The 21,859-nt window shown below is 70.0% G+C and carries 22 protein-coding genes; 13 read left to right on the top strand and 9 right to left on the bottom strand.

Annotation, left to right across the window (positions count from 1 at the left end):
• Window positions 1–2: 2 nt before the first annotated feature.
• Window positions 3–410, bottom strand: coding sequence for a YciI family protein (locus tag AC068B_RS15945; RefSeq protein ID WP_478672038.1), 408 nt, complete (start codon window positions 408–410; stop codon window positions 3–5).
• 236 nt (window positions 411–646) lie between these two features.
• Between AC068B_RS15945 and AC068B_RS15940 the strand changes: the two genes are divergently transcribed.
• The 9 genes from AC068B_RS15940 to AC068B_RS15900 all read left to right on the top strand — a co-directional run bounded on the left by AC068B_RS15940 (window position 647) and on the right by AC068B_RS15900 (window position 10,217).
• Entirely contained in the window at window positions 647–1,300 is a 654-nt protein-coding gene (locus AC068B_RS15940; protein ID WP_478672037.1) for a Crp/Fnr family transcriptional regulator, read from the top strand.
• Between the two features lie 117 nt (window positions 1,301–1,417).
• Entirely contained in the window at window positions 1,418–2,344 is a 927-nt protein-coding gene (locus tag AC068B_RS15935; protein WP_478672035.1) for a hypothetical protein, read from the top strand.
• Window positions 2,341–4,560 (top strand): hypothetical protein, encoded by a 2,220-nt coding sequence (locus AC068B_RS15930; protein WP_478672034.1) that lies wholly within the window; start codon window positions 2,341–2,343, stop codon window positions 4,558–4,560. Before AC068B_RS15935 ends, AC068B_RS15930 begins: the two co-directional genes overlap by 4 nt.
• Window positions 4,557–5,444: a hypothetical protein gene (locus AC068B_RS15925; protein ID WP_478672032.1), complete on the top strand. Its 888-nt coding sequence runs from the start codon at window positions 4,557–4,559 to the stop codon at window positions 5,442–5,444. Before AC068B_RS15930 ends, AC068B_RS15925 begins: the two co-directional genes overlap by 4 nt.
• 244 nt (window positions 5,445–5,688) lie before the next feature.
• On the top strand, window positions 5,689–6,021 hold the full coding sequence (locus tag AC068B_RS15920; protein WP_478672031.1) for a hypothetical protein: 333 nt from the start codon (window positions 5,689–5,691) through the stop codon (window positions 6,019–6,021).
• Window positions 6,011–8,062, top strand: a complete 2,052-nt coding sequence (locus tag AC068B_RS15915; RefSeq protein WP_478672029.1) for a hypothetical protein — start codon at window positions 6,011–6,013, stop codon at window positions 8,060–8,062. The genes AC068B_RS15920 and AC068B_RS15915 overlap by 11 nt, the downstream gene beginning before the upstream one ends.
• A gap of 2 nt (window positions 8,063–8,064) precedes the next feature.
• On the top strand, window positions 8,065–8,787 hold the full coding sequence (locus AC068B_RS15910; protein ID WP_478672028.1) for a hypothetical protein: 723 nt from the start codon (window positions 8,065–8,067) through the stop codon (window positions 8,785–8,787).
• Window positions 8,784–9,056: a DNA-binding protein gene (locus tag AC068B_RS15905; protein ID WP_478672026.1), complete on the top strand. Its 273-nt coding sequence runs from the start codon at window positions 8,784–8,786 to the stop codon at window positions 9,054–9,056. Before AC068B_RS15910 ends, AC068B_RS15905 begins: the two co-directional genes overlap by 4 nt.
• A gap of 84 nt (window positions 9,057–9,140) precedes the next feature.
• Window positions 9,141–10,217 carry a hypothetical protein gene (locus AC068B_RS15900; protein ID WP_478672024.1) on the top strand — a complete coding sequence of 359 codons (1,077 nt, stop codon included), beginning with the start codon at window positions 9,141–9,143 and terminating at the stop codon, window positions 10,215–10,217.
• 60 nt (window positions 10,218–10,277) lie between these two features.
• On the opposite strand, the gene AC068B_RS15895 is transcribed toward AC068B_RS15900, so the two are convergent.
• The 5 genes from AC068B_RS15895 to AC068B_RS15875 all read right to left on the bottom strand — a co-directional run bounded on the left by AC068B_RS15895 (window position 10,278) and on the right by AC068B_RS15875 (window position 16,545).
• Window positions 10,278–11,495 (bottom strand): metallophosphoesterase, encoded by a 1,218-nt coding sequence (locus tag AC068B_RS15895; protein WP_478672023.1) that lies wholly within the window; start codon window positions 11,493–11,495, stop codon window positions 10,278–10,280.
• A gap of 81 nt (window positions 11,496–11,576) precedes the next feature.
• Window positions 11,577–13,478, bottom strand: coding sequence for an ABC transporter ATP-binding protein (locus AC068B_RS15890; protein ID WP_478672022.1), 1,902 nt, complete (start codon window positions 13,476–13,478; stop codon window positions 11,577–11,579).
• A 126-nt stretch (window positions 13,479–13,604) separates the two neighbouring features.
• Window positions 13,605–14,462, bottom strand: coding sequence for a GNAT family N-acetyltransferase (locus tag AC068B_RS15885; RefSeq protein WP_478672021.1), 858 nt, complete (start codon window positions 14,460–14,462; stop codon window positions 13,605–13,607).
• 72 nt (window positions 14,463–14,534) lie between these two features.
• On the bottom strand, window positions 14,535–15,806 hold the full coding sequence (locus tag AC068B_RS15880) for a CynX/NimT family MFS transporter (RefSeq protein WP_478672019.1): 1,272 nt from the start codon (window positions 15,804–15,806) through the stop codon (window positions 14,535–14,537).
• Entirely contained in the window at window positions 15,799–16,545 is a 747-nt protein-coding gene (locus AC068B_RS15875; RefSeq protein WP_478672018.1) for a FadR/GntR family transcriptional regulator, read from the bottom strand. The genes AC068B_RS15880 and AC068B_RS15875 overlap by 8 nt, the downstream gene beginning before the upstream one ends.
• Window positions 16,546–16,887: 342 nt before the next feature.
• Here AC068B_RS15875 and AC068B_RS15870 point away from each other — a divergent pair, with 342 nt between their 5' ends.
• Window positions 16,888–17,778, top strand: a complete 891-nt coding sequence (locus AC068B_RS15870; RefSeq protein WP_356260089.1) for a glycoside hydrolase family 19 protein — start codon at window positions 16,888–16,890, stop codon at window positions 17,776–17,778.
• A gap of 116 nt (window positions 17,779–17,894) precedes the next feature.
• On the opposite strand, the gene AC068B_RS15865 is transcribed toward AC068B_RS15870, so the two are convergent.
• Both AC068B_RS15865 and AC068B_RS15860 read right to left on the bottom strand, forming a co-directional pair.
• The gene (locus AC068B_RS15865; protein ID WP_478672017.1) at window positions 17,895–18,335 is read right to left on the bottom strand and encodes a nitroreductase/quinone reductase family protein; all 441 of its coding nucleotides are present in this window, start codon (window positions 18,333–18,335) and stop codon (window positions 17,895–17,897) included.
• A gap of 57 nt (window positions 18,336–18,392) precedes the next feature.
• The gene (locus AC068B_RS15860; protein ID WP_478672016.1) at window positions 18,393–18,959 is read right to left on the bottom strand and encodes a TetR/AcrR family transcriptional regulator; all 567 of its coding nucleotides are present in this window, start codon (window positions 18,957–18,959) and stop codon (window positions 18,393–18,395) included.
• Window positions 18,960–19,117: 158 nt separating this feature from the next.
• Here AC068B_RS15860 and AC068B_RS15855 point away from each other — a divergent pair, with 158 nt between their 5' ends.
• The 3 genes from AC068B_RS15855 (at window position 19,118) to AC068B_RS15845 (ending at window position 21,450) form a co-directional block, all read left to right on the top strand.
• Window positions 19,118–19,594, top strand: a complete 477-nt coding sequence (locus tag AC068B_RS15855) for a nuclear transport factor 2 family protein (protein ID WP_478672015.1) — start codon at window positions 19,118–19,120, stop codon at window positions 19,592–19,594.
• A gap of 215 nt (window positions 19,595–19,809) precedes the next feature.
• Complete coding sequence (locus tag AC068B_RS15850; protein ID WP_478672014.1) at window positions 19,810–20,022, top strand: DUF6479 family protein; 213 nt, start codon at window positions 19,810–19,812, stop codon at window positions 20,020–20,022.
• A 36-nt stretch (window positions 20,023–20,058) separates the two neighbouring features.
• On the top strand, window positions 20,059–21,450 hold the full coding sequence (locus tag AC068B_RS15845; RefSeq protein WP_478672013.1) for an NADP-dependent succinic semialdehyde dehydrogenase: 1,392 nt from the start codon (window positions 20,059–20,061) through the stop codon (window positions 21,448–21,450).
• A 79-nt stretch (window positions 21,451–21,529) separates the two neighbouring features.
• Here AC068B_RS15845 and AC068B_RS15840 read toward each other — a convergent pair whose 3' ends face one another.
• Entirely contained in the window at window positions 21,530–21,757 is a 228-nt protein-coding gene (locus AC068B_RS15840) for a DUF5133 domain-containing protein (RefSeq protein WP_478672012.1), read from the bottom strand.
• Between the last annotated feature and the right edge of the window lie 102 nt (window positions 21,758–21,859).

Raw genomic sequence — 21,859 nt, 5'->3', positions numbered from 1 at the left:
TGTCACTCCGTGATGGTGGGCGGCTCGGCCATGAAGGGGCGCAGCTCCAACCACTCGTGGATCGGCTTGCCGCCCGCGCCGGGGGCGGCCGACAGCTCCCCGGCCAGCTCGACGGCGCGCTCGTAGCTGTCGACGTCGATCACCATCCAGCCCGCGATGAGGTCCTTGGTCTCGGCGAACGGCCCGTCGGTGACCGGCGGCCGCCCCTCACCGTCGTACCGGACCCACGCCCCTTCGGGCGCGAGCGCCTGCCCGTCGACGAACTCGCCGGTCCCCTCCAGCCGGGCCGCGAAGTCCTGCATGTACTTGATGTGGGCCGAGATCTCCTCGGGCGTCCACTGGTCCATCGGCGTGCAGTTGACCGCCTCCGGAGCTCCGCGGTAGTGCTTGAGAAGCAGGTACTTGGCCATGGTGTTCTCCTCGGTGCTGGTGCGTCCCATTGTGGGCGCTCGGGGTCGCTCTCGCTGCTGGGACGGAGCGGGCCGCGGGTTCTCGACATCGTCGCAATAGATTTCTTCGGGCGGGGCTGAAGCCCGCACGCCCTGGCGAGCACTGTTGGGCAAGGCGTCGACCGACGTACACACCGCTGGGAACGAAAAATCCGATTCTGCCGAACGAGCGAAAAGCGCTCCCCTAGCATGATCGCATGAGCGAACAGAAGCGGGTTTCACCGGTGCGGGCCCTGCGCGATCTCGTACCGGGCGAGGCGTGGGACGCACTCACGCGCTTCCCGCACCGGAAGCACTGCGCCGGTGACATCCTGCTACGGCAAGGGGACCCCGGAACACATGTTCTTGCGCTGATCCAAGGCATGGTGAAGGTAGTCATCACCGAGGCCGAAGGCAGGGAACGGGTCCTCGCCTTCCGTGGGCCGGGGGAAGCACTGGGCGAGATGGCCGTCCAGGACGGCGGAGGTCGACTCGCTGACGTTCGAGCAATTAGCGATTGCGAAGTTACGATTGTTCCGGCTACCGCTTTCCGGGACTTCGTCAAACAGCACGACCTGGCCGATCAGCTCACTGCGTACGCGGTAAGTCGCGTACGCGAGCAGGTGGAGACCCGCGAGGGGGACATCGACAGCAGGCTGGCCGCGGCTCTGGTCCGGCTGGTCGAGATCTCCGGCACGCACACGTTCGCCCTCATCAGAGAGGAGTTGGCACAACACCTCGGGGTGAGTCGATACTCGGTCACCAAGGCACTGAAACGACTGGGGCCGGCAGTTCAGGCGGGCAGGACCCGCATCGACGTGCTCGACGCGGACAGCCTGCGCGCAGAGATCACGCACCGCGCCAGCGCCTGAGCATGCGTGACGCACATCACGCTCTCTCTGCTCCGCGGTAGCGGAGCGTCGTCCGCGCTTTCGTGAAACTCCGTGGGGACAGCGCCCCGGCGCGCACTCTGTCCCAAAGGAGCGACGATGTACGAGAACGGCACCCAACTGCCCCCCGCCACCGCATCCCCACACTCCCAGAGCCGTCGGCTCCCCCCATACCGGGGCATCGTCGCCGTGGACGCCAAGGACTTCACCGGCCGCCCCGCCATTGAGCACGAGGTCGTCAGCCGAGCAGTGCCCGACCTGGTCAGGACCTCTCTGGAACGTGCCGGGCTGGCGGACTTGTGGAGCGAGCGCAGGTTCCCCGCGTCCACCGGTGATGGCTACGTCCTGGGGTTCGACCCCCAGCTGATGCCTCTCGTCATCCATCCCTGGCTGGGCACCCTCCAGGACGTGTTGACGGAGTTCAACATCCACTCCCTCGGCGTCGTCCCGATCAGGCTCCGCGTCAGTCTGCACATCGGTCCGCTGCCCGACACCGAGGACGAGTTCGGGGGTAACGGCACAGCCCGAAATGATACCCACCGCCTCCTCGACTCGCGTCCCGTCAAGGCTGTACTGGCGTCCTCCAACGAAAACATCACCCACGTCGCCGCCATCCTGTCGGACCGCTGCTACGAGGATGCCGTCGCCAGCGGTTACACAGGACGACACCCTGACCACTTTCTCGAGGTACCGGCAACCGTCGAGGGCAAGCCGTTCGCTCAGCGAGCCTGGATCTACGTGCCACTCCCGTCCGGCCCCCTGCGAGAAGGCCGGGCTCGCGAGGAAGCGGCCGATGAGGCCTCCGCGCGGAGCGGTCTCGCCGAGAAGCCGCACGAGGGCGCGGATACCGGCCGGGTGACGAACAAGGCTCCGCACGGAAACATCAACACCGGCACCCTGCACGGTGGTCAGAGCGTCAGCAACCATCACATCGCCGGGGACCAGGTCGGGGGTAACAAGGCCGGCCGGGTCCGGGGATTCCAGGGCGACCAGGTGAACGGCGACAAGAACCAGGGCCGCTCGTGACCACCACCAGCGGGAAGACCGACCGGCCCCCGACCGCCCTCACGGACCCAACCGGCGCAACACCCTCCCGAGAAGGGGAGTTCCGCCCGGACGTCGATACCGGATTCGATGAGTCGGGAGACGGGTTCGCCGAGCTGCTCGGATCCATGGCGGCGGCTCCGGGAGAAATCCGCCCCGTGTTCTACGCCCCTTACGGAAACATCAATGCGGGATCCGTCCATGGCGGACAGCGGGTGGGCGACAGCTCGGCGGACGAGAGGGCGGCGGAACGTACCTGGAGGCACGAAGGTCCGATCCCGGGAGCCGAAGTCGCGGACGCCACCTTCGGGTTCGCAGCGCCGGACCAGTTCGGCCACGCGCTCGACGTGCTGGAAGAAGGCGTCCTCTTCCTCGCGGGAAGTCCGGGGTCGGGGCGCCGCACGATGGCGCTCAACCTGCTGCGCCGCAGTTGCGGGGGCACGGACTCGTTGCAAGCCCTGGACACCGTGACGGACCTGGACCGGTGGCGGCCCACGCACTCCGGTGCACGTGGCTACCTCGTCCACGGCCTGTTCCCCTCACATCCGCTGAGGCCCGGCATGCTCGGCAATCTCAGGTCGCTCCTCGACCGGGCCGGGGCCCGCATGGTGATCGTGCTGCCCGACGATCCGTACCTCCTGCGCGATCTGGAACAGGACCTCCACGTACAGCCCGTCCGGTGCGAACCACCCCTCCCACGCGCGGTGTTCGACACTCGCCTCCATGCCTCGGTGCCGGACAGGGCCGAGCGCACTCGGCTGCTGGGAGCCCTGGAAACCGGCCTCCTTGCGGAACTGTTGGTGCCTGGTCTCGTGCCCGCTGAAGTGGCCGAACTAGTGACGGCCGTAGTCGCGGCCAATGGCGATCCCGCCGCGCTCGTGGACATTCGCGACCGGCTCAGCTTCCGAGCCGAGAAGGAGGTACCGGAACTCCTCCATCGGCTGCGGGACGACCCCGACGGTCTCGCCTTCCTCCTGGCCACCTGCGTCTTCGAAGGGCTGGATCACCGCGTCATCCGAGCGGAGGCAGACCGGCTGCTGGAGATCGCCGACGGTCGACTGACCTCGGTGCCGACGCCGACCGACACGGAGCACGGCGGACAGGAAGCACCGCGCCAGCCCCGTTTCGTCTTCCGCCGTTCCCTGTCGGACCTGCTGCACGCGGTGCGGGCCCAGCGGAAACCGCGGGAGATCCGTACATACGGCGCCTACGCCCACACGGTGGAGCCCGTTACCTTCATCCGGCACCGTCAGGCCGAGGCCGTGCTGCGGCACGTGTGGCGAGAGTACGGCCAGTTGTCCGGGCTGCTCGTGACATGGCTGGGCGATGTCCACCGGCACAGCGAGTTGACCCGTCCGGTGGGACAGGTGATGGGCCTGGCCGCCGGTTGGGGCGGAGGGCGCGGTGCCCTGCAGCACATCAGGAAACTGGCCGGGGCCGACCGCACCACGAGCCGCCTCATCGCCGCCCACGCACTGGGCCTGGCCGCGGAGGACCCCGTCCTCGTGGCCGAAGTGCGCCATCGGCTCAACGAGTGGAGCGTCGTCCGCAGCCCTCGACTGCGGACCACGGTGGCGTATGCGTGTGGTGCCGAGTTCGGCGTGTCCCGGCCGGAATTCGCCATGCGTCTGCTGCGGGCGCTCGTCACAGGTATGGCCGACGGGCCCGACGAGGACGCGGTCCGTCTCGCGGTGCGCGCCGCCGTCCTTCGCCTGTTCCGAGCGGGCAACGAACAGCGGGTGTTCGAGCAGTTGACCGCATGGGTGGCTGTCCCGGCCCTGGGTTCCGAGTCATTGCAGCTCCTCCCCCATCTGCTGCAGGAACCACACCGGTTCCAGAAGGAGTTGGCAGGGGGCACCGAGAACGGCCTGAAGATCGTCGCGTTGACACGCGCGGCCCTGAACGCCGACGCCACCTTCGACGCGACCTCCCGGGCCGTACTCCGGTGGTGCCACGCGGGCCAGTGGGACGACGCGCTGTCCCGGGCGGCGGAGAACCTGCTCGCCGCTCTCGCCGAGTCCATGGAGCACGGCGTGCTGAGGCTGTTCGTGGAAGTGGACCGGGACGCATCGGAGAGCCGGGTCGGGCGCGCTGTGGCCCGTCGGGCGCTCGAGGCATGGCGTGCCGGGGAGACGGGACCGTCCGCAAACAGTTCCGGCGAGTCGGACGACCGTACGACAAGGATGGAGACGGTATGAGTGATGACCTGTCCGAGCGGATTCTCGTTCGGGCCACGAGAGCTCCGTGGCGTGCGATCTTGAGCCATCGTTGGTCGGCGACACGACAGCGGGCCATGGTCCTGAAGGACGATGAAGGCCGGTACTTCCTCCTCGGTCGGGGAGGCGACCCTGAGGAATTCGAGGTCTCCTCCCCCGTACCCGAGGAGGCACCCCGCCCTCGACTATGGGGCACGTACGTTGCGGTCTTCCATGTCGACCTGAACGAGCATGTGGACACCCGAGCGGTGGGGATTCCCACGGTGTACGGCACGGAATCAGTGGACTTGCGGGTGTCATGGTGGGTTCACGATCCGGTACGTGTCGTTCGCTCGCGAACCACATACGGATGGGAAACGGTCCGAACGCATCTGAACCGTTCCCTGCATTTCCTGGCAGAGGCCCAAGAGGTGGCGGGCACGGGCCTCGGAGCTCCCGAGGTCATGCACCACCTGGGTGCGCCTCAAAGGCTGGAAGACGCAGGCCTGAGCTACCGCGTCTTCGACGTGCGGCTCCGGGAGGCGAGCGAAGAGCTCCTCCTGGCCCGGACGGAGAGCGACGCGGTCAAGTACTCCTGGACCGCCGACCGTCGGGGTGAATATGAATTCTGCCTGCAGGCCCTGCGCAATGGCCCGATGTCCCTGGCCGCGCTCTGGCTGCTCAGGCACCCCGATCAGGTCAGTCAGGTCCTCGACTGGTCGGTGAGCCATCAGAGCCTCCTGGAACCGCCGCGGTCGGATTGGCAGGACGAACTCGCCGCACTCCTCGGCACGCTGACCGAACAGGAAAAGAGCGAGATCTCACAACTCCTGCGCGACCGAATCGGCGCACTGGGACGTCCGGTTCCCGGAGCCCGAGCCATCTGAGGGCGTCTCCCCCCTCCGGGAAACGCAGCCGACCTCGCTTCCCGACGCAAATAGGCAGGCCGAATCTTGTTTCGGCCTGCCTATTTATGTTTCTACCGACGAGTCTGCTTGTTCGGATTGTGTCCACCCGCACCCTCCGTACGCGCTGCGAGAGCACTTTCCACCCCGGAAAGACGGGAATCTCGGTTGACCAACGAAAAGCGCCGGCTGCCTGAGGCCCGACCGGCACACTTCCGGAGGGGAAATGCGGGAAAACGAAACGACTGCGCTGGAAAGCTCCCGGAGCACGCAGGACGGGGTGGATGACGGCGATGCGCTGCAGACGGTCCTCGTGGCCCTGCGGCATGCGGGTATCACCCTGACTGCGAAGGATCTCGCTCGGCTGTCGAGCCTCCTCGACCACCGAGGACCTACCGAAACCTCCGCCGCACGACGACCGCAGGCCCCGATCCCGCCGCACACCACTGTGCTCAGTGCCGAGCGAGGCATCATCAACACCGGTTCCGTCAACGGCGGACAGCACGTGGTCGACATCGCAGTACCCGACCACGTGCGAGGAGCGGACGATGAGGTCTGACCCGGACTTCGCGTTGGACCTCATCGAGCTGATCCGCAACCGATCGACGCTCGTGGTGGCACCGAACGGCACGGTCAACACCGGCACGGTGAACGGCGACCAGCGGAACGTGCAGTCCACTCTTCCCTTGGAGGGAGGCACTCAGGCGGCCTCGCCGCGCCAGGGACCGGTCCGTGCGAAGGACATCCAGGTCTCGCGGCGACGCTTCGTCCGACCGCGCGCCTTCGAGGCAGGTCTCGCCGCGCTCGACTCGGGCATCCTGCTTCTCGTGGGTGAACCGGGGACGGGGCGCCTCACCCTGGCGCTCAACCTGCTGGCCCACGGACACGACGTCCCCGCGCTGGACCAGGTCGACGGGACGGTGGATCTGACGCGCTGGCGGCCCCGGCCACAGGGACCGGACGGCTATCTCGTGATGGATCCGGGAGACCCTTTCGCACTGCGGCCCTGGGACCTGTCCAATCTGGAGGAGCTCCTGGCGGAGGCGGACGCGCGCCTGGTCATCGTGCTGCCGGATACGCCTGGGCTCGTCAGAAGCCTGGAGAACGACCTCGGGGCCGCGGTGGTACGCCACGAGCCACCTGAACCGGTCGAGGTCTTTCAGGCGCACTTCGCCGACATCTGCCCGGACGGGCGCGAGCGTGAACGCCTGTTGGAACCGCTCGGGCCGGAGTTCCTCGCCGAGCTGCTGCCCCCCGGGCTGTCTCCCGCCCACGCGGCGGAAGCGGCCCGGACCGTGGCCCGGCTCGGAGGCGGCCCGGGCGGCCGTGGCGAGGTGCTGAGCTGCTTGGCCCAGGCCGAAGCCGCGCGACTTCTGGTGCGGGCCGAAGGCGACCCGGAGCTGCTGGCCCAGCTGTTCTCGGTCTGCGTCTACGGCGGAATGGACCGCGGCACAGTGGTCGCCCGGGCAGCGGACCTGCTCACCTCAGCCGGACCGACACCGACACCGACACCGACACCGACAGAAGTGGAGCACCCTGCTCAGGTCTTCTCCAACCCGGTGGGCAATCCGGGCCACGGCCTCGGTCGGCATGGGTCTCTGCGCAACATCGGCGCGCGCGTCGTACCGCGTGAGGCGGGCATCGGGGCGGAGTCCGTCGTCTTCCTGTGGCCGACCGTGAGCGAGGCCGTATGGGATGCCGTGTGCCGGGACCGCGTCGACCTGCTTCCTCTGCTGCACGAGTGGCTCGGCCGAGCCAGTGAGGGCGGAGAGGAAATCGAGCATGCCGGTCGCGCCATGGCCGCGCTGGGGCGCCGGACCGGTGGCCGAACCTTCGAGCTCGTACGTCAGCTCGCACTCTCGAACCGCCGGTCGGCCGTCAAGGTCGCGGCGCTGTCCCTGGGCACAGCGGTACAGGACCCGGTCATCGGCCCGCGAGCGGGCGAGATTCTCCTGGAATGGAGCCAGGCGCCGGAGCTGACACTGCGAACCGCCGTGGCGTACGCCTGCCGCTCGGACATGGGCGGAGCGGAGCCGGAGTTCGCACTGAGCCGACTCCACCACGTGGTCGACGGGCGGGGCGAGGAAGCAGCCGACGTGGCGGTGGCTTCGATCGTCGCGGAGACGCTGACACAGCGATTCGCAGCAGGCGACGCCGCGACGCGAGCGGTCATCGTGCGTCATCTCCTCGCATGGGCCCGCTCGGAGGGCGTCGCAGGGCAGACCGCCACACTCACGTTCCCGGCCCTGGTCGCCTGCGACACCGACTGGTTCGCCGACCATCTGCTCGCCCGCCAGGACATGGCATCGGCCGTCATCGAGCTCGTATGGCAAGCGCTCAACGAGGCCGCGTCCTACCCCTCGATGCGCGACGAACTGCTCACCTGGGCCTGCTGGTCCAAGGAGCGGCAACGGCCGGAATCCTCCGTGGAGGAGTTGTTCGTACGCCTCGTCGAGTCCCGGCAGCACGGTGTGCTGCGTCTGTTGCTGTCGATCGAACGAGGCGGCGACACGCTGCCGGGCAAGGATCTCGCCCTGCGCTCCCTGGCCATGTGGCGCGGCAACAAGCAGCCCGGCATTCACGAGTGTTCAGGAGGATGACGATGGTGTTGACCACTCGAGCCGGACTGTTCGATGCCATAGAACGTGTTTTTGCGGACGAGGACTTGGCGCCCGGCCTGACGTCCATCGGACCGGCCGACGGACCGGCTGAACTGCTCCACCTCCACAGGGTGCGCCCGATGCTGTACGACCGCTCTCGTGCCACCGAGACGCGGAGCGCGCTCTGGCACCAGGTGGTCGCTCTGGCCCGCCACGACGCGGACCGGAACGGCTGGCCGCTGGCAGCTGTGTGGCTGGCCCTTCCCGGACTGCGACGGACCGTGTTCAGGATCGCAAGTCGATTCGGTGCCGACCGTGACGACGTCGAGGCAGACCTCATCACGGCCTTCCTCGAAGCATTGCGGGAGATCGGACCGGAGGAGGCCGAGCCGGGGTCCGTGCTGTTGCGCACCGCGTGCACCCGCGCCTGGAACACGGCACGCCGGGCGCTGGCCGAGGTCTCCGTCGAGAACGTGGATGTCGTCGCGACTCCGCGCCACGGTCCGGGTGGGCTCTGGCAGGCCGACTTCGCCGGTCCCGAACGGCCCGACGGCCTGGCCGCGACGCTCCGTGTCTCCGTTCCGGCAGACCGGGTCGAGGGCGTACGGGTCGGGGCCCTGGCGCGTGAGTGGGGCCTGTCGGACACGGTCACCGACACCGATCGGCTCCGGCGGGGGCGTCGGGTCGGAGCACTGTTCCTGCGGAACACCGGAAGGTGCGGATGAACGAGCGTGACCAGACACCTCTGACGTTCAGGGAGATCTTCGACCTCCCGGTCAGCGTGGATCTGAGGACTGCCGCCAGGGCGTTCGGGATGTGCATGGCCACCGCCTACCGGCTGGTGAGCCTCGGAGCCTTCCCCTGCGAGACCGTCCGTGTCGGCCATCGTCACCGAGTCCTGACCGTGAACCTCATGCGAGCGCTTGGCATCGAGGAGCGGCCGGTCTACGACGACGACCTCAAGGACGGCGTGGCGCTGACGCTCTTCGACTGACCAGCGAACGAGATCAGTCATGCCTCGGGTCCGTTCGTCCCCCTGCCCCTCCTCCATTCCTGCACTTTGCAAGGGAGATTCACCATGCCCACATGCTTCGCGCTAGCCCCCACCGGCACCACCCGTGTTCCCGCCGACGGTTCGGCCAAGGGGACCCTTCAGCAGGCCGACCTGTTCTACGAGGAGATCGTGGGGCCCGTCTGCCGGCAGCTCGGCCTGACGTTGATTCGGGCCGACCACGTGGCATGCACCGACCGTCTGTCCGAACGATTGATCCGCCACCTCATCGAGGAGGACATCGTCGTGGCCGACCTCACCGGGGGCAGTCCCGAGGTCGCCTACGGGATCGGTATCCGGCACGCCATCGGCCGGTGTGCCGTACAGCTCGGTGAGGCCGGCCGTCTGCCTTTCGGCTCCCCGGCACTCCCGACCATCGAGTTCGCGGCCCTGCCGATGGGAGCGGCCGATGCCCGTCAGGAGCTTGCGACAGCGCTCTCAGGGGCTCTCTCCGGAGCCGTTCCTCTGATGTTGCCCGCGCAGGTCCTGCTGTCCCACGCGCCGGACACTGCCGACAGTGGAGGACCAGCTTCGGACCCACAGGAGCCGAGCCGCCCCGGATTGCTGGACCTGGCCGTCGCGGCCGAGACGGAAATGGAGGCGGTCACAGGTGACATGGCGGAGGTGGAGGCTGCGTTTCTGGACCTCGCCGCCATGGCCGAACTGATCGGTGAGGACATGCTGCGCGTCCAGCAGCAGGGGGCTCCGATGAGTGCCCGCCTGGCCGTGATCAATCGGTTCGCCAAGGCCATCGCGGGCCCTGCCGATGACCTGGAGGCGGCGGCCAACCGTGTCGCCGAGCGGATGACTGTCACCACCGACGCGCTGGGAGCCTTCATGCGCTGGGCACGAGACACCCCTCGTGACGAGTGGCCCGACGAGGTGGGAGGACTGTTCGATCAGGTGATCGAGATGGCTGAAGTGGTGCGGGGCGCCGCGGCCGGTGTCCAGGAAATCAGTCCGGTGATCGAGCTGTTCAGCTCAGCCAGTCAGCAACTGCGCAAGCCCAGCCGGAAGATCACCTCGTCCATCCAGGCCATCTTCGGCAGTGTGGCCGTGTTCCAGGAATGGGAGAAGGTGGCCCTGGAGCTGCGCGCCGGATAAGGAGCTGCGCCGGAGCCGGGACCGCACCAGGTGGCCCCGGCTCCGCTCGCGCCCCGCCGCTCACACCCTGCTGAGCGGCGCAGCCGTCCGCGTGCGATGTGCCAGGCGGGCCTTGCGCGTGGCGACGTCCACCGTGTACGCCTCGACCGTCATCGCCCGCTCGGACACCTTCAGCACCATGAAGCCGTGCTCGGAGAAGTTCTGCCAGGTCGACGGGTGGCCGAAGTGGGCCTTGCCGTCTCCGGCCTTGCCCGCGGCGCCGCACACGATCTGGCGGGTGCCGCCGGTGCGGGCGGTGGGCTCCAGGATCTGCAGCGTGTGGTCGTGCCCGGACAGGATCAGGTCGGCCTGCCCGCACACCACCTCCTCGTACAGCTCCTTGAGGTGGATGCCGCTGGTGTAGTTGCCGATGACGAAGCCGTCGTACGAACCGGCGCTGCCGTGCTTGCCGTTGTTGAGGTACGGGTGGTGGCCGAGCACGATCTTCCAGCGGGCCCGCGACGCCTTGAGGGCGCCGTCCAGCCAGTTGCGCTGCTCGCGCATGTACGGGCCGTTCCACCAGTAGTGCGGGTCGAGCTGCGCGACGTACGAGGAGACGGGGTTGGTGTCGATCGCGAAGAACTCGACCACCGGGTCGCTCCCCGCGGCGGCCGGGGCGGCCTGGGCGGGCAGGGCGACGTTGTAGTAGCGGCTCGGCATGTACCAGCGGCGCGAGCCCTGCGCGTAGGTGACCTCGCGGTCGCCGCGCGACGGGTCGCCGCCGCTGCCCGGGATCAGCCCCGAGCAGTCGTGGTTGCCGAGGACCATCAGCCACGGCATGTCCAGGCCGGAGTTGGGGTCCTCGAACTTGGTGCGGAACTCCGAGTCGTCGGCGGACTCGGGGCCGTTCTCGTAGATGTTGTCGCCGAGGCCGACCGCGAGGCCGATGCCCTCCGCGCGGCACACCTCGCGGGCCGCGGCGGCCACCGCGTGCTGTGCTTCGTCGCCCGTACCGGCGTCGCCGGTGAGGAGCACCGCGTACTCGCCGGAGCGGTTCGGTCCGGTCGGCAGGGGGAACTTGCCGGTGCGGGCGGCGGCCGCGGCGGGCTGCGTCCCGCCCTGTAGGACGGTCAGCGCCGCCGCCCCCGCCACCACGCCGCCCAGCACGGTCCGGCGCCGCGGTGCCCGCATCTCCCTGACCCGCTCCCCCACCGGCCCTTCGGCCAGCGTCGGGTCGGCCCGCAGCCACTGTTCCTCGGTCAGGTCGGCGCTCGGTGGTATCAGCTCGTCATCGCACATGGAGGGTTTCTCTCACGGGAGGGCGGGCGGATGGTGGGGAACCGATGAACTCCTGGTGGACGAATGGACACGGGTGATCGTTCAGGCCGCCTCCACCACGTCCGTCGGGTCCACCGGACCGCTGCCCTTGGCGAACTGCGTCCGGTACAGCTCCGCGTACCGTCCGTCCAGGTCAAGCAGCTCGTCGTGCGTTCCGCGTTCGATGATCTGGCCGGCCTCGACGACGAGGATCTGGTCGGCGGACCGCACCGTGGAGAGCCGGTGGGCGATCACCACGGCGGTGCGGCCTTCGAGCGCCTCCGCCAGGGCCTCCTGGACCGCGGCCTCGGAGGTGTTGTCGAGGTGTGCCGTCGCCTCGTCGAGGATGACGACGCGCTGTCCCGCGAGGAGCAGCCGCGCGATGGTCATCCGCTGGCGCTCACCGCCGGAGAGGCGGTAGCCGCGCTCGCCGACGACCGTGTCCAGGCCGTCGGGCAGGGAGCGTACGAGGTCTTCGAGGCGGGACCGCCGCAGTACGTCCCACAGCTCGTCCTCGCTCGCGCCGGGCCTGGCGAGGAGCAGGTTGTCGCGGACGGACTCGTGGAAGAGGTGACCGTCCTGCGTGACCATGCCCAGCGTGGCCCGCATCGACTCGGCGGACAGGTCACGCACGTCGACGCCCCCGATGCGCACGGCGCCCTCGTCGGTGTCGTACAGGCGCGGCAGGAGCTGCGCGATGGTCGACTTGCCCGCTCCGGAGGAGCCGACGAGTGCGACGGTCTGGCCGGGCTCGGCGCGGAAGGAGAGTCCGTGCAGGACCTCCTCGCCGCCGCGGGTGTCGAGCGAGGCGACCTCTTCGAGGGAGGCGAGGGAGACCTTGTCGGCGGCCGGGTAGCCGAACCGGACGTTGTCGAACTCGATGGCGACGGGCCCTTCGGGCACCGGCACCGCGGCCTCCTTCTCCTCGATGAGGGGCTTCAGGTCGAGCACCTCGAAGACCCGCTCGAAGCTGACGAGCGCGCTCATCACCTCGACCCGCGCACCGGCCAGTGAGGTCAGCGGCGCGTAGAGCCGGGTGAGGAGCAGTGCGAGCGAGACGACGGCGCCCGGCTTCAGCGACCCTTCCAGCGCGAAGTACCCGCCGAGGCCGTAGACGAGCGCCAGCGCGAGGGCCGACACCAGGGTGAGGGCGGTGATGAACGCGGACTGCGCCATGGCGGTGCGTACGCCGATGTCCCGCACCCGGTGGGCGCGTGCGGCGAACTCGGCGGACTCGGCACCTGGTCGGCCGAAGAGCTTGATGAGGGTGGCACCGGGCGCCGAGAAGCGCTCCGTCATCCGCGTGCCCATGGCGGCGTTGTGGTGGGCCGCCTCGCGCTGGAGCTTGGCCATCCGCGTGCCCATCCGGCGTGCGGGGACGACGAAGACGGGCAGCAGCACCAGCGCGAGCAGCGTGATCTGCCAGGAGAGCGTCAGCATGACGACGAGGGTCAGGAGCAGCGTGACGACGTTCCCGACGACGCCGGACAGCGTGTTGCTGAACGCCCGTTGCGCGCCGACCACGTCGTTGTTGAGACGGCTGACCAGCGCACCCGTACGGGTGCGGGTGAAGAAGGCGACGGGCATGCGCTGGACGTGGTCGAAGACAGCGGTGCGCAGATCGAGGATGAGGCCTTCGCCGAGGTTCGCCGACAGCCAGCGGCTCAGCAGGCCGATACCGGCCTCCGCGAGGGCGATCGCGGCGATGACCAAGGCGTAGCGCACCACGGTCGAGGAGTCGGAGCCCGATACGATGGCGGTCACGACATTGCCTGCCAGGACGGGTGTTGCCACGGCGAGCAGTGCGGTGACGATGCTCAGCAGCACGAACTGCCAGATGCGTCGTCGGTGGGGCCGCGCGAAGGTGCCGATGCGGCGCAATGTGGCCCGGGCGAAGGGGCGTCGGTCCTGCTGGGCGTGCATGACGCTGTACATCTGCGTCCATGCGGTCGTTTCCATGCTCATACAGGGAACGTTAGAACCTCAACTAAACTTGAGGTCAAGCCCCTGTCCATGCCGGGCAGTGCTTTCACCCGCCTTTCGCCGGTTCGCGCCTCTACCTGTCCGCCCCTTCGCCCGTCCACGTCGCGGCTAGCCGAGTTCGAGCGACGTGGTGCCGAAGACCCGTTCCGCGGCGAAGTCCCTGATGGGGCCCGTGTACATGCGGGCCGTGTCGAAGGTGGGCTTCATGCCGCGGGCCTCGGCTAGCGCCACGGCCTCGGGATTGGACTCGGGCACGTCCATCGCGACGGGCGCCCCGTCCGCGTCGGCCACCAGCGCGTCGAGGAGCGCCTCGGCGTCGGCGCGGGTGTCCGCGAAGAGCGGCCCGACACGGAGGGCGTCGCGGCCCCGGCGGATCACTCCGTACCCGGTCAGGCGACCGTCGACGATGCGGGCGAGCGCGCGGTGGCCCGGTCCGGCGAGCCAGGACTCCAGGAAGCGGGGCCGGTCCGCGGGCAGACATGCGCTGTCGTACGCCATGAGTGCCCGCAGGCCCGCCGCCTCGACGGGGCGCACGTACCGGTCGGGGACGTCGACCGCGGGCAGCGGGCCGATGTAGCGCAGCGTGCCGTGCCGCCACTCGAAGCCGGAGCGGCGGTAGTTGTCCTGCTGGTCCGGTACGCCGTCCAGGCCCACGACCCGGCTCCCGGCATGGGCCAGCCCCGCCCGCCAGGTGGCGAGGCCGAGGCCGCGGCCCCGGAGGTCGGGGCGGACCAGGTAGTGACCGAGAAAGGCGTAGTCGTCCCCGTAGTTGACCACGGAGATCGCGGAGGCCGGTTCGCCGTCGAGGCGGCCCAGGAAGAATCCGTCGGGGTCCTGCGCGTGGAACGAGGGGGCGTCGGCGAGGCCGGGGTTCCAGCCTTCGTCCGCCGCCCAGCCCGTCACCACTCGCCAGTCGTCGAGCGTCGCCCGTGAGATCACGAGCTGCCCGGGGGCCGAATCCTTCATCGTTGCACCCTTCTCGATCCGACACGGTGGGCCGTGGAGAACCGCACCGGGTGCATCCTGCCCGACCTGAGGTCAGCCGATGCCCGCCACATGGCGGTCCCGTGCGGCGCCCAGTCCGGCCACGACCTGCGGGACAAGGAGGACGAGCAACAGGACGAGCGGCACGGCCCAGCTGTGCGAGACGTCGTGGACGGCGCCGAGGAGGGTGGGGCCGGTGGCCGCGAGGATGTAGCCGAAGCACTGGGACATGCTGGAGAGCTGGGCCACGTGCCGGGCGTCGGGGGCCCGTTGCACGATGAACAGCAGCGCCAGGCTGATGGCCGCGCCCTGGCCGAGGCCGAGCAGCGTCATCCACAGGTAGGCGCCGCCGACCGGTGCGGCGAGCAGCCCCCCGAAGCCGAGCGCGCAGAGGACGGCGCCGAGCGCGGCCAGGGTGCCCGAGCGCAGCCTGCGGCCGACGATCACCGGCGCGAGGAAGGAGCCCGCGATGCCGAGCAGCGAGGAGAAGGAGAGCATCCAGCCCGCGTCACCCGGGGCCATTCCCGCGTCCTGGAACACGGTCGGCAGCCAGGCGGCGGCCGCGTAGTAGTTCAGGGACTGCAGGCCCATGTACGCGGTGACCTGCCAGGCCAGCGGGGAGCGCCACAGGCCGCGTACCGGGTGGGCGGCCTGCCGTGCCGCCGCCGCGCCGACCCGCGTGCGCGACCGGATCTGCGGCAGCCACACGAGCAGCGCGACGACCGCGAGCGCGCCCCAACAGGCCAGGGTGGTACGCCAGTTCATGCCACTGGACTGCTGCACGGGCAGCGTGACACCGGCGGCGAGGGCCGCCCCGCCGAACAGCGACATCGAGTAGAGGCCCGTCATCAGACCGGCCTTCGCGGGGAAGTCGCGCTTGATGAGGCCCGGCAGCAGGACGTTGGCGACGGCTATGCCCGCGCCGATGACGACGGTGCCCGCGAAGAGCGCGACGACCGAGTCGAGCAGACGCAGGGCCGTGCCCGCGCAGATCAGCACCATGGTGCCGAGCAGCGACCGCTCCATGCCGAGGCGGCGGCCGAGCCGTGGCGCGACGGGTGCGAGCAGGCCGAAACAGAGCAGCGGGAGCGCGGTGAGCAGGCTGGTCGCGGCGGCCGACATGCCGCTGTCGTCGCGGATGGTGTCAGCGAGCGGGGAGACGGCGACGAGGGCGGGGCGCAGGTTGAGGGCGAGCAGCACGACGCCGATGGCGAGGTGGAGCGCGTGGCGTCCGGCCGCCGGGGGCTGGGCGGGGGCCGGGCCCGGCGGCGCCTCGGTGGTGCTTTCGCGTGCGGCCTCGGCGGTCGCCGGTGCTGCCTCACTCATGTGCTGCTCCTGATTCGTTCCTGTCGCGCCCGGCTTCGGGGCCGGTGTGGGGCTGCTCGCGCAGTGCGGCCATGCCCTCGTTGAGGTGGGCGAGCACCGCGGCCTCTGCGGCGTCGGCGTCCCGCGCCTCGATGGCGTCGACGATCGCCTCGTGGCCTTCGAGCTGGTGGCGCACGGAGTCCGGGACGGGTGCGCCGATGACGGACTGGACCGTGGAGCGCAGGGCGTCGCTGAGGTATCCGTACAGCTCGGCCAGGACGCTGTTGTGCGCCGCGTCGGCGACCGTGCGGTGGAAGGCCATGTCCGCGTCGACGAACGCCGCCGTGTTCCCGCTCTCCCACGCCAGGCTGCGCTCGACGAGCGCGGCCCGCAGCGTCACGAGGTCCTCGTCGGTACGGCGCTCCGCGGCATGGCGGGCGGCGTCCCGCTCCAGGGAGGCACGGACTTCGTACGCCTCCAGGACGCCCGCACGGCGCAGCCTGCGCTGCACGGCCGCGCCGAAGTCGCTGTCCGCGCGCACATAGGTGCCGTCGCCCTGGCGGGGCTCCAGCATGCCGGTGTGCACGAGTGCGCGCACCGCTTCCCTGACGGTGTTGCGGCCCACGGCGAGCTGCTCCACGAGCAGCGGCTCGGCCGGGATCTTCTCGCCGACCTGCCACTCGCCGTCACTGATGAGGCTCTCCATCTGGGCGATGACGAGGTCGACGAGGTTGGTCCGTGCGGCGCTGCGCAGCGGCATCGGTCGGCACCTTCCCTCCTGAGGGCGCCCCCAGATCTCCGACTGTTTTCCGAGCGAAGACGCCAACCATGGGAACATCCCATGTTTCACAGACATGGGAACATCCCATGTTTTTGACTGTCAAACGAGGTGAGCGGACGCCGGACCCCCGGGAGCGGACGGAGGGCCCCGGCACTCCGCCGGATTCGCGGATTCACACCTGCGTCAGCACCCTCCATTGAAGGTTTTACCTGCCGAATTTGGTCTAGACCTTGACAGGTTCAGACCATTTTCGCTTGAGTCACGACACCCCCATCGGCGGCGCGGCCCCCGCAGACCACGCCGCCCATAAGGAGAGTTGGCATGATCAGACGCATCACCAGCTTCGCGGCCGCGCTCGCCGCACTCGGCGCGATGATCGTCCTCGGCCCGGCCGCCACCTCGGCGTCCGCCGCCGAGTGCGCCGCGCCGTGGAACTCCTCGTCCGTCTACACGGGCGGCAAGTCCGCCTCGCACAACGGGCACAACTGGACCGCCAAGTGGTGGACCCAGAACGAGGCCCCCGGCCGCTCCGACGTCTGGGCCGACCAGGGCACCTGCGGCGGCGGCACGGGCCCGGGCGACCCCGACCCGTCCGGCTTCGTCGTCAGCGAGTCCCAGTTCAACCAGATGTTCCCGAACCGGAATTCGTTCTACACGTACAAGGGCCTGACGGACGCGCTCAAGTCCTACCCGGCCTTCGCGAACACCGGCAGCGACACCGTGAAGCGCCAGGAGGCCGCGGCCTTCCTCGCCAACGTCAGCCACGAGACCGGTGGCCTGGTGTACGTGGTCGAGCAGAACCAGAGCAACTACCCGCACTACTGCGACAAGACCCAGCCCTACGGCTGTCCGGCGGGACAGGCCGCCTACTACGGCCGCGGCCCGATCCAGCTCAGCTGGAACTTCAACTACAAGGCCGCGGGCGACGCGCTCGGCATCGACCTGCTCAACAACCCGTACCTGGTCGAGCAGAACCCGGCCATCGCCTGGCAGACGGGCCTCTGGTACTGGAACACCCAGAACGGCCCCGGCACCATGACCCCGCACAACGCCATGGTCAACGGCGCCGGATTCGGCGAGACCATCCGCGCCATCAACGGCACCCTGGAGTGCAACGGCGGCAACCCCAACCAGGTCCAGAGCCGCATCGACCGCTACAAGGCCTTCACTCAGATCCTGGGCACCACCCCGGGCGCCAACCTGAGCTGCTGACGCCCCGGCCACACGGCCACCACGGCCATCTCCGAGCGCCGCACCCCTCCAGTGCGGCGCGACCCCGCCGCCGGGCGGGCCCGCACCCACGGGCCCGCCCGGCGCTCGGGCCTCCGTCAGTCCCGCTGCGCCACCAGCCGGAACACCGGATGCCGCGCCGCCTCGGCGGCGAACTCCTCGTCCGTCGACTCGTCCGTCACGTCGAAGTAGGGCCGGGTGACGGGCACTTCCCGCCAGTACTGACGCAGCACCGGCACGCTCTCGGCCGGTCCGAGCTCCACCACCCGTACGGTCTCCGACCTGCCGCCCCGACTGAGCCCGAGCTGCCCGGCCGCGCGCGCATTGCGCACCCACTCGCTCACCCCGTAGGCGGCGACGACCCACCGCTCGCCACCGGCCGCCATCACGTCGACCGGCGTGGAGTACACCCGCCCGGACTTCCTGCCGCGCACGGACAGGTTGTACCGGTACGCCTTGCCGATCCCGCGCCGGGTCATCGCGTGGAACACCCGGTTGATCATGCGCGTCCCGGCGTTCATGCGGTACGCCTTGGCCATCGCCCCTCCTCGTGTCGAACGGTCGGAGCCTACGACGTGCCGAGCGGCGCGCGGCTCCTACGCCGCGGCGAGCAACTGGGCGGCGGCACCCCGGGCCTGGCGCGCCGGTTCGGGCGAGCCGGAGATCGCGGCGGCCGTCATGGCCCCCTCCGCGAGCAGGACCAGCGGGCCGACGGCCGACGCGGCCCCGCCCGCGGCCCGCACGAGGCCCGCGAGGTAGTCGCGGAAGGCGTCCTTGTGCGCCCGGACGGTGTCGGCGACGGCGGGGTCCACCGCGCCGAGTTCGCCGAAGGAGTTGACGAAGGCGCAGCCCCTGAAGTCCGGCTCGGAAAACCATGCGTACAGCCAGTCGTAGACCGCGAGGACGCGCTCCTCGCCGCCCTCCGTCCCGCTCACTTCCACCTCGTCCACGTACGCGGCGAGCCGTCCGCGCCAGCGCCGGTCGCGGCGCTCCAGGCAGGCGAGGACGAGCTCCGTCTTCGACGGGAACACCTGGTAGAGCCGCTTGAGCGAGACGCCCGACGCGGTGCGGACCTGGTCCATGCCGACCGCCTGGATGCCGCGTTCGTAGAAGAGGGCTTCGGCGGCGTCGAGGAGCCTCGTCCGGGCTTCCGCGTGTTCCATGGGGTTCCCCGTCGGTCGAGAACGTGCGTTCTCACACCGTACACCGGCGCACGCAGGGCTTCGGCGCTCCCGCATCGTTGCGCGAGAACGTTCGTTCTCCTAGGGTGGCGCTCCTCGACGGAGAACGACCGTTCTCCCCGTACCGCAGGGAGCGAGCCATGACCACGACCACCACCCGGCCCCCCGTCCCGCCCTTCACCCGGGAGACCGCGATCGAGAAGGTCCGCCTGGCCGAGGACGGCTGGAACAGCCGCGATCCGCGGAAGGTGGCCCTCGCCTACAGCGAGGACTCCCGCTGGCGCAACCGCGCGGAGTTCGTCACCGGGCGCGCGGCCATCGTCGGCCTCCTGTCCCGCAAGTGGGACCGCGAGCTCGACTACCGGCTCATCAAGGAGCTGTGGGCACACGACGGCCCCCGCATCGCGGTGCGCTTCGCCTACGAGTGGCACGACGACTCCGGGCACTGGTACCGCTCGTACGGCAACGAGAACTGGGAGTTCGACGAGAACGGCCTGATGCACACCCGCCACGCCTGCATCAACGACCTGCCCATCAGCGAGAGCGACCGCCTCTACCACTGGCCGCTCGGCCGCCGCCCCGACGACCACCCCGGCCTCACCGACCTCGGTCTCTGAGCCCGGGAGCGCACCACGCAACCCGGGTGTTTGCCCCGCACACACGGGGCACCCGGTCGGCGACAGCGGTTCGGTCCCGCGCACGGCGCGGGACCGAACCGTCCGCCCGGGCGGCCGACTCCCGCATGCCCCCGTACGCATGTCGGCCTACGGTGGAAATCCCGGGGACGCATCGCGCGCGGCCGCACGGCCGCGCACCTCACTGGAGGCACGACATGACCCTCGCCGCTGGCGGAGCCACGTCACTGCTGTTGATCGTCGGCGTGGTGATCGTCGCCGTCCTTCTGTTCCTCTTCTGGTTCGGGAGGCGGCAGGTCGCCCGCCGCCCCGCCCCACCGCAGGAGCCCCAACCCCGCGCGGACTCCTGGGAGGAGCCCGACGAGCACCCCGACCACCACCGTCACGGCCGTCCTTCCGAGTCCCGCTAGGCCGCCCAGGCACCCCCGAGCCCGAGGAGGAACCGCATGCCCATCGCCACGGTCGACCCGGCCACCGGCGAGACCCTCGAAACCTTCGAGGCGCTCCCGGCCGACGAGATCCAGCGCCGTCTGGCGACGGCCGAATCGGCGTACGCCCGCCACCGCACCAGCGACTTCGCCGAACGCGCACGCCTGCTGAACCGCGCCGCCGACCTGCTGGAGGACGACACCGCGGACATCGCCCGCACCATGACGACCGAGATGGGCAAGCCGGTGAAGGCCGCCAGGGCCGAGGCGGCGAAGTGCGTCAAGGCCATGCGCTGGTACGCGGAGCACGCCGAGGCCCTTCTCGCGGACGAGCACCCGGCCCCGAACGACGTGAGCGACTCGGGTGCCTCCCGGGCGATCGTGCGTTACCGTCCGCTCGGCGTCGTCCTGGCCGTGATGCCGTGGAACTTCCCGCTCTGGCAGGTCGTCCGCTTCGCCGCCCCCGCCCTCATGGCGGGCAACGTCGCCCTGCTCAAGCACGCCTCGAACGTGCCGAGGACCGCCCTCTACCTCCAGGACCTGTTCACCCGCGCCGGTTACCCGGAGGGCTGCTTCCAGACGCTCCTGATCGGCTCGGGCGCCGTCGAGGACATCCTGCGCGACCGGCGGGTGGCCGCGGCGACCCTCACCGGCAGCGAGCCCGCCGGGCGCTCGGTGGCGTCCGTCGCGGGCGACGAGATCAAGAAGACCGTCCTGGAGCTGGGCGGCAGCGACCCGTATCTCGTGCTGCCGAGCGCCGACGTCGAGCGTGCCGCCGCGACCGCGGTGACCGCCCGGGTGCAGAACAACGGTCAGTCCTGCATCGCCGCCAAGCGTTTCATCGTGCACGCCGACGTCTACGACGCCTTCCGCGAGCGGTTCGTGGCCGGGATGCGCGAGCTGACCGTCGGCGACCCGATGAGCGAGGACACCGATGTGGGTCCGCTCGCGACCGAGCAGGGCCGCACGGACCTGGAGGAGCTGGTCGACGACGCGCTGGGCGGCGGCGCCACCGCGCTGTGCGGCGGGCAGCGGCCCAAGGAGCAGGAGCGGGGCTGGTACTACTCCCCCACCGTCCTCGCGGACGTCACCCCGCAGATGCGGATCCACCGCGAGGAGGCGTTCGGTCCGGTGGCCACGCTGTACCGCGTCGCGGATCTGGACGAGGCCGTGGAGCTGGCCAACGACACGCCGTTCGGCCTGAGTTCCAACGTGTGGACCCGAGACGACGCCGACGTCGAGCGGTGCGTACGCGATCTCCAGGCGGGCGGCGTGTTCTTCAACGGCATGACCGCATCCCACCCGGGACTGCCCTTCGGCGGCGTCAAGCGTTCCGGCTACGGCAGGGAGCTGTCGGGCCACGGCATCCGTGAGTTCTGCAACGCCACGACGGTCTGGCACGGCGCGTAGTCGTGCGCGTGGTCGTGGAGTGAAAGCCCGTCGTGGCGTGAAAGCCCGGACCCCCGCGCCCCGCGGGGGTCCGGGCGGCTCACGCCGACAGCAGCGAGTCGTCCAGGGGCCTGGCGCCCGGCAGCCGGTACCCGGCCGCAACGACCGCCGCGTCGACATCGCTGGTGCCGGTCGCCAGGCACAGGCTGTAGGCGACGTCCTCGTACGCCTGGCGGCTCTCCGCACTTCCCTGGTCGGCCCTGAGCAGGGCCAGGGTCTTGTACCGCGCCAGCAGGTCTTCGAGGACTACGGGGTGCGCCAGCAGCACGAGAGGCCTCCACGGGGGTCGGGTGCGACGTTCGCTCTGCCTTCCGGGTGCCCGCCCGCGACGCCTCGAATCACGGGCAGCGCCTCCGTTTGTCGTCCCGGC

It is taken from the genome of Streptomyces sp. NPDC042371 (assembly GCF_056437465.1).
This window is presented reverse-complemented; position numbering and strand designations above follow the sequence as displayed.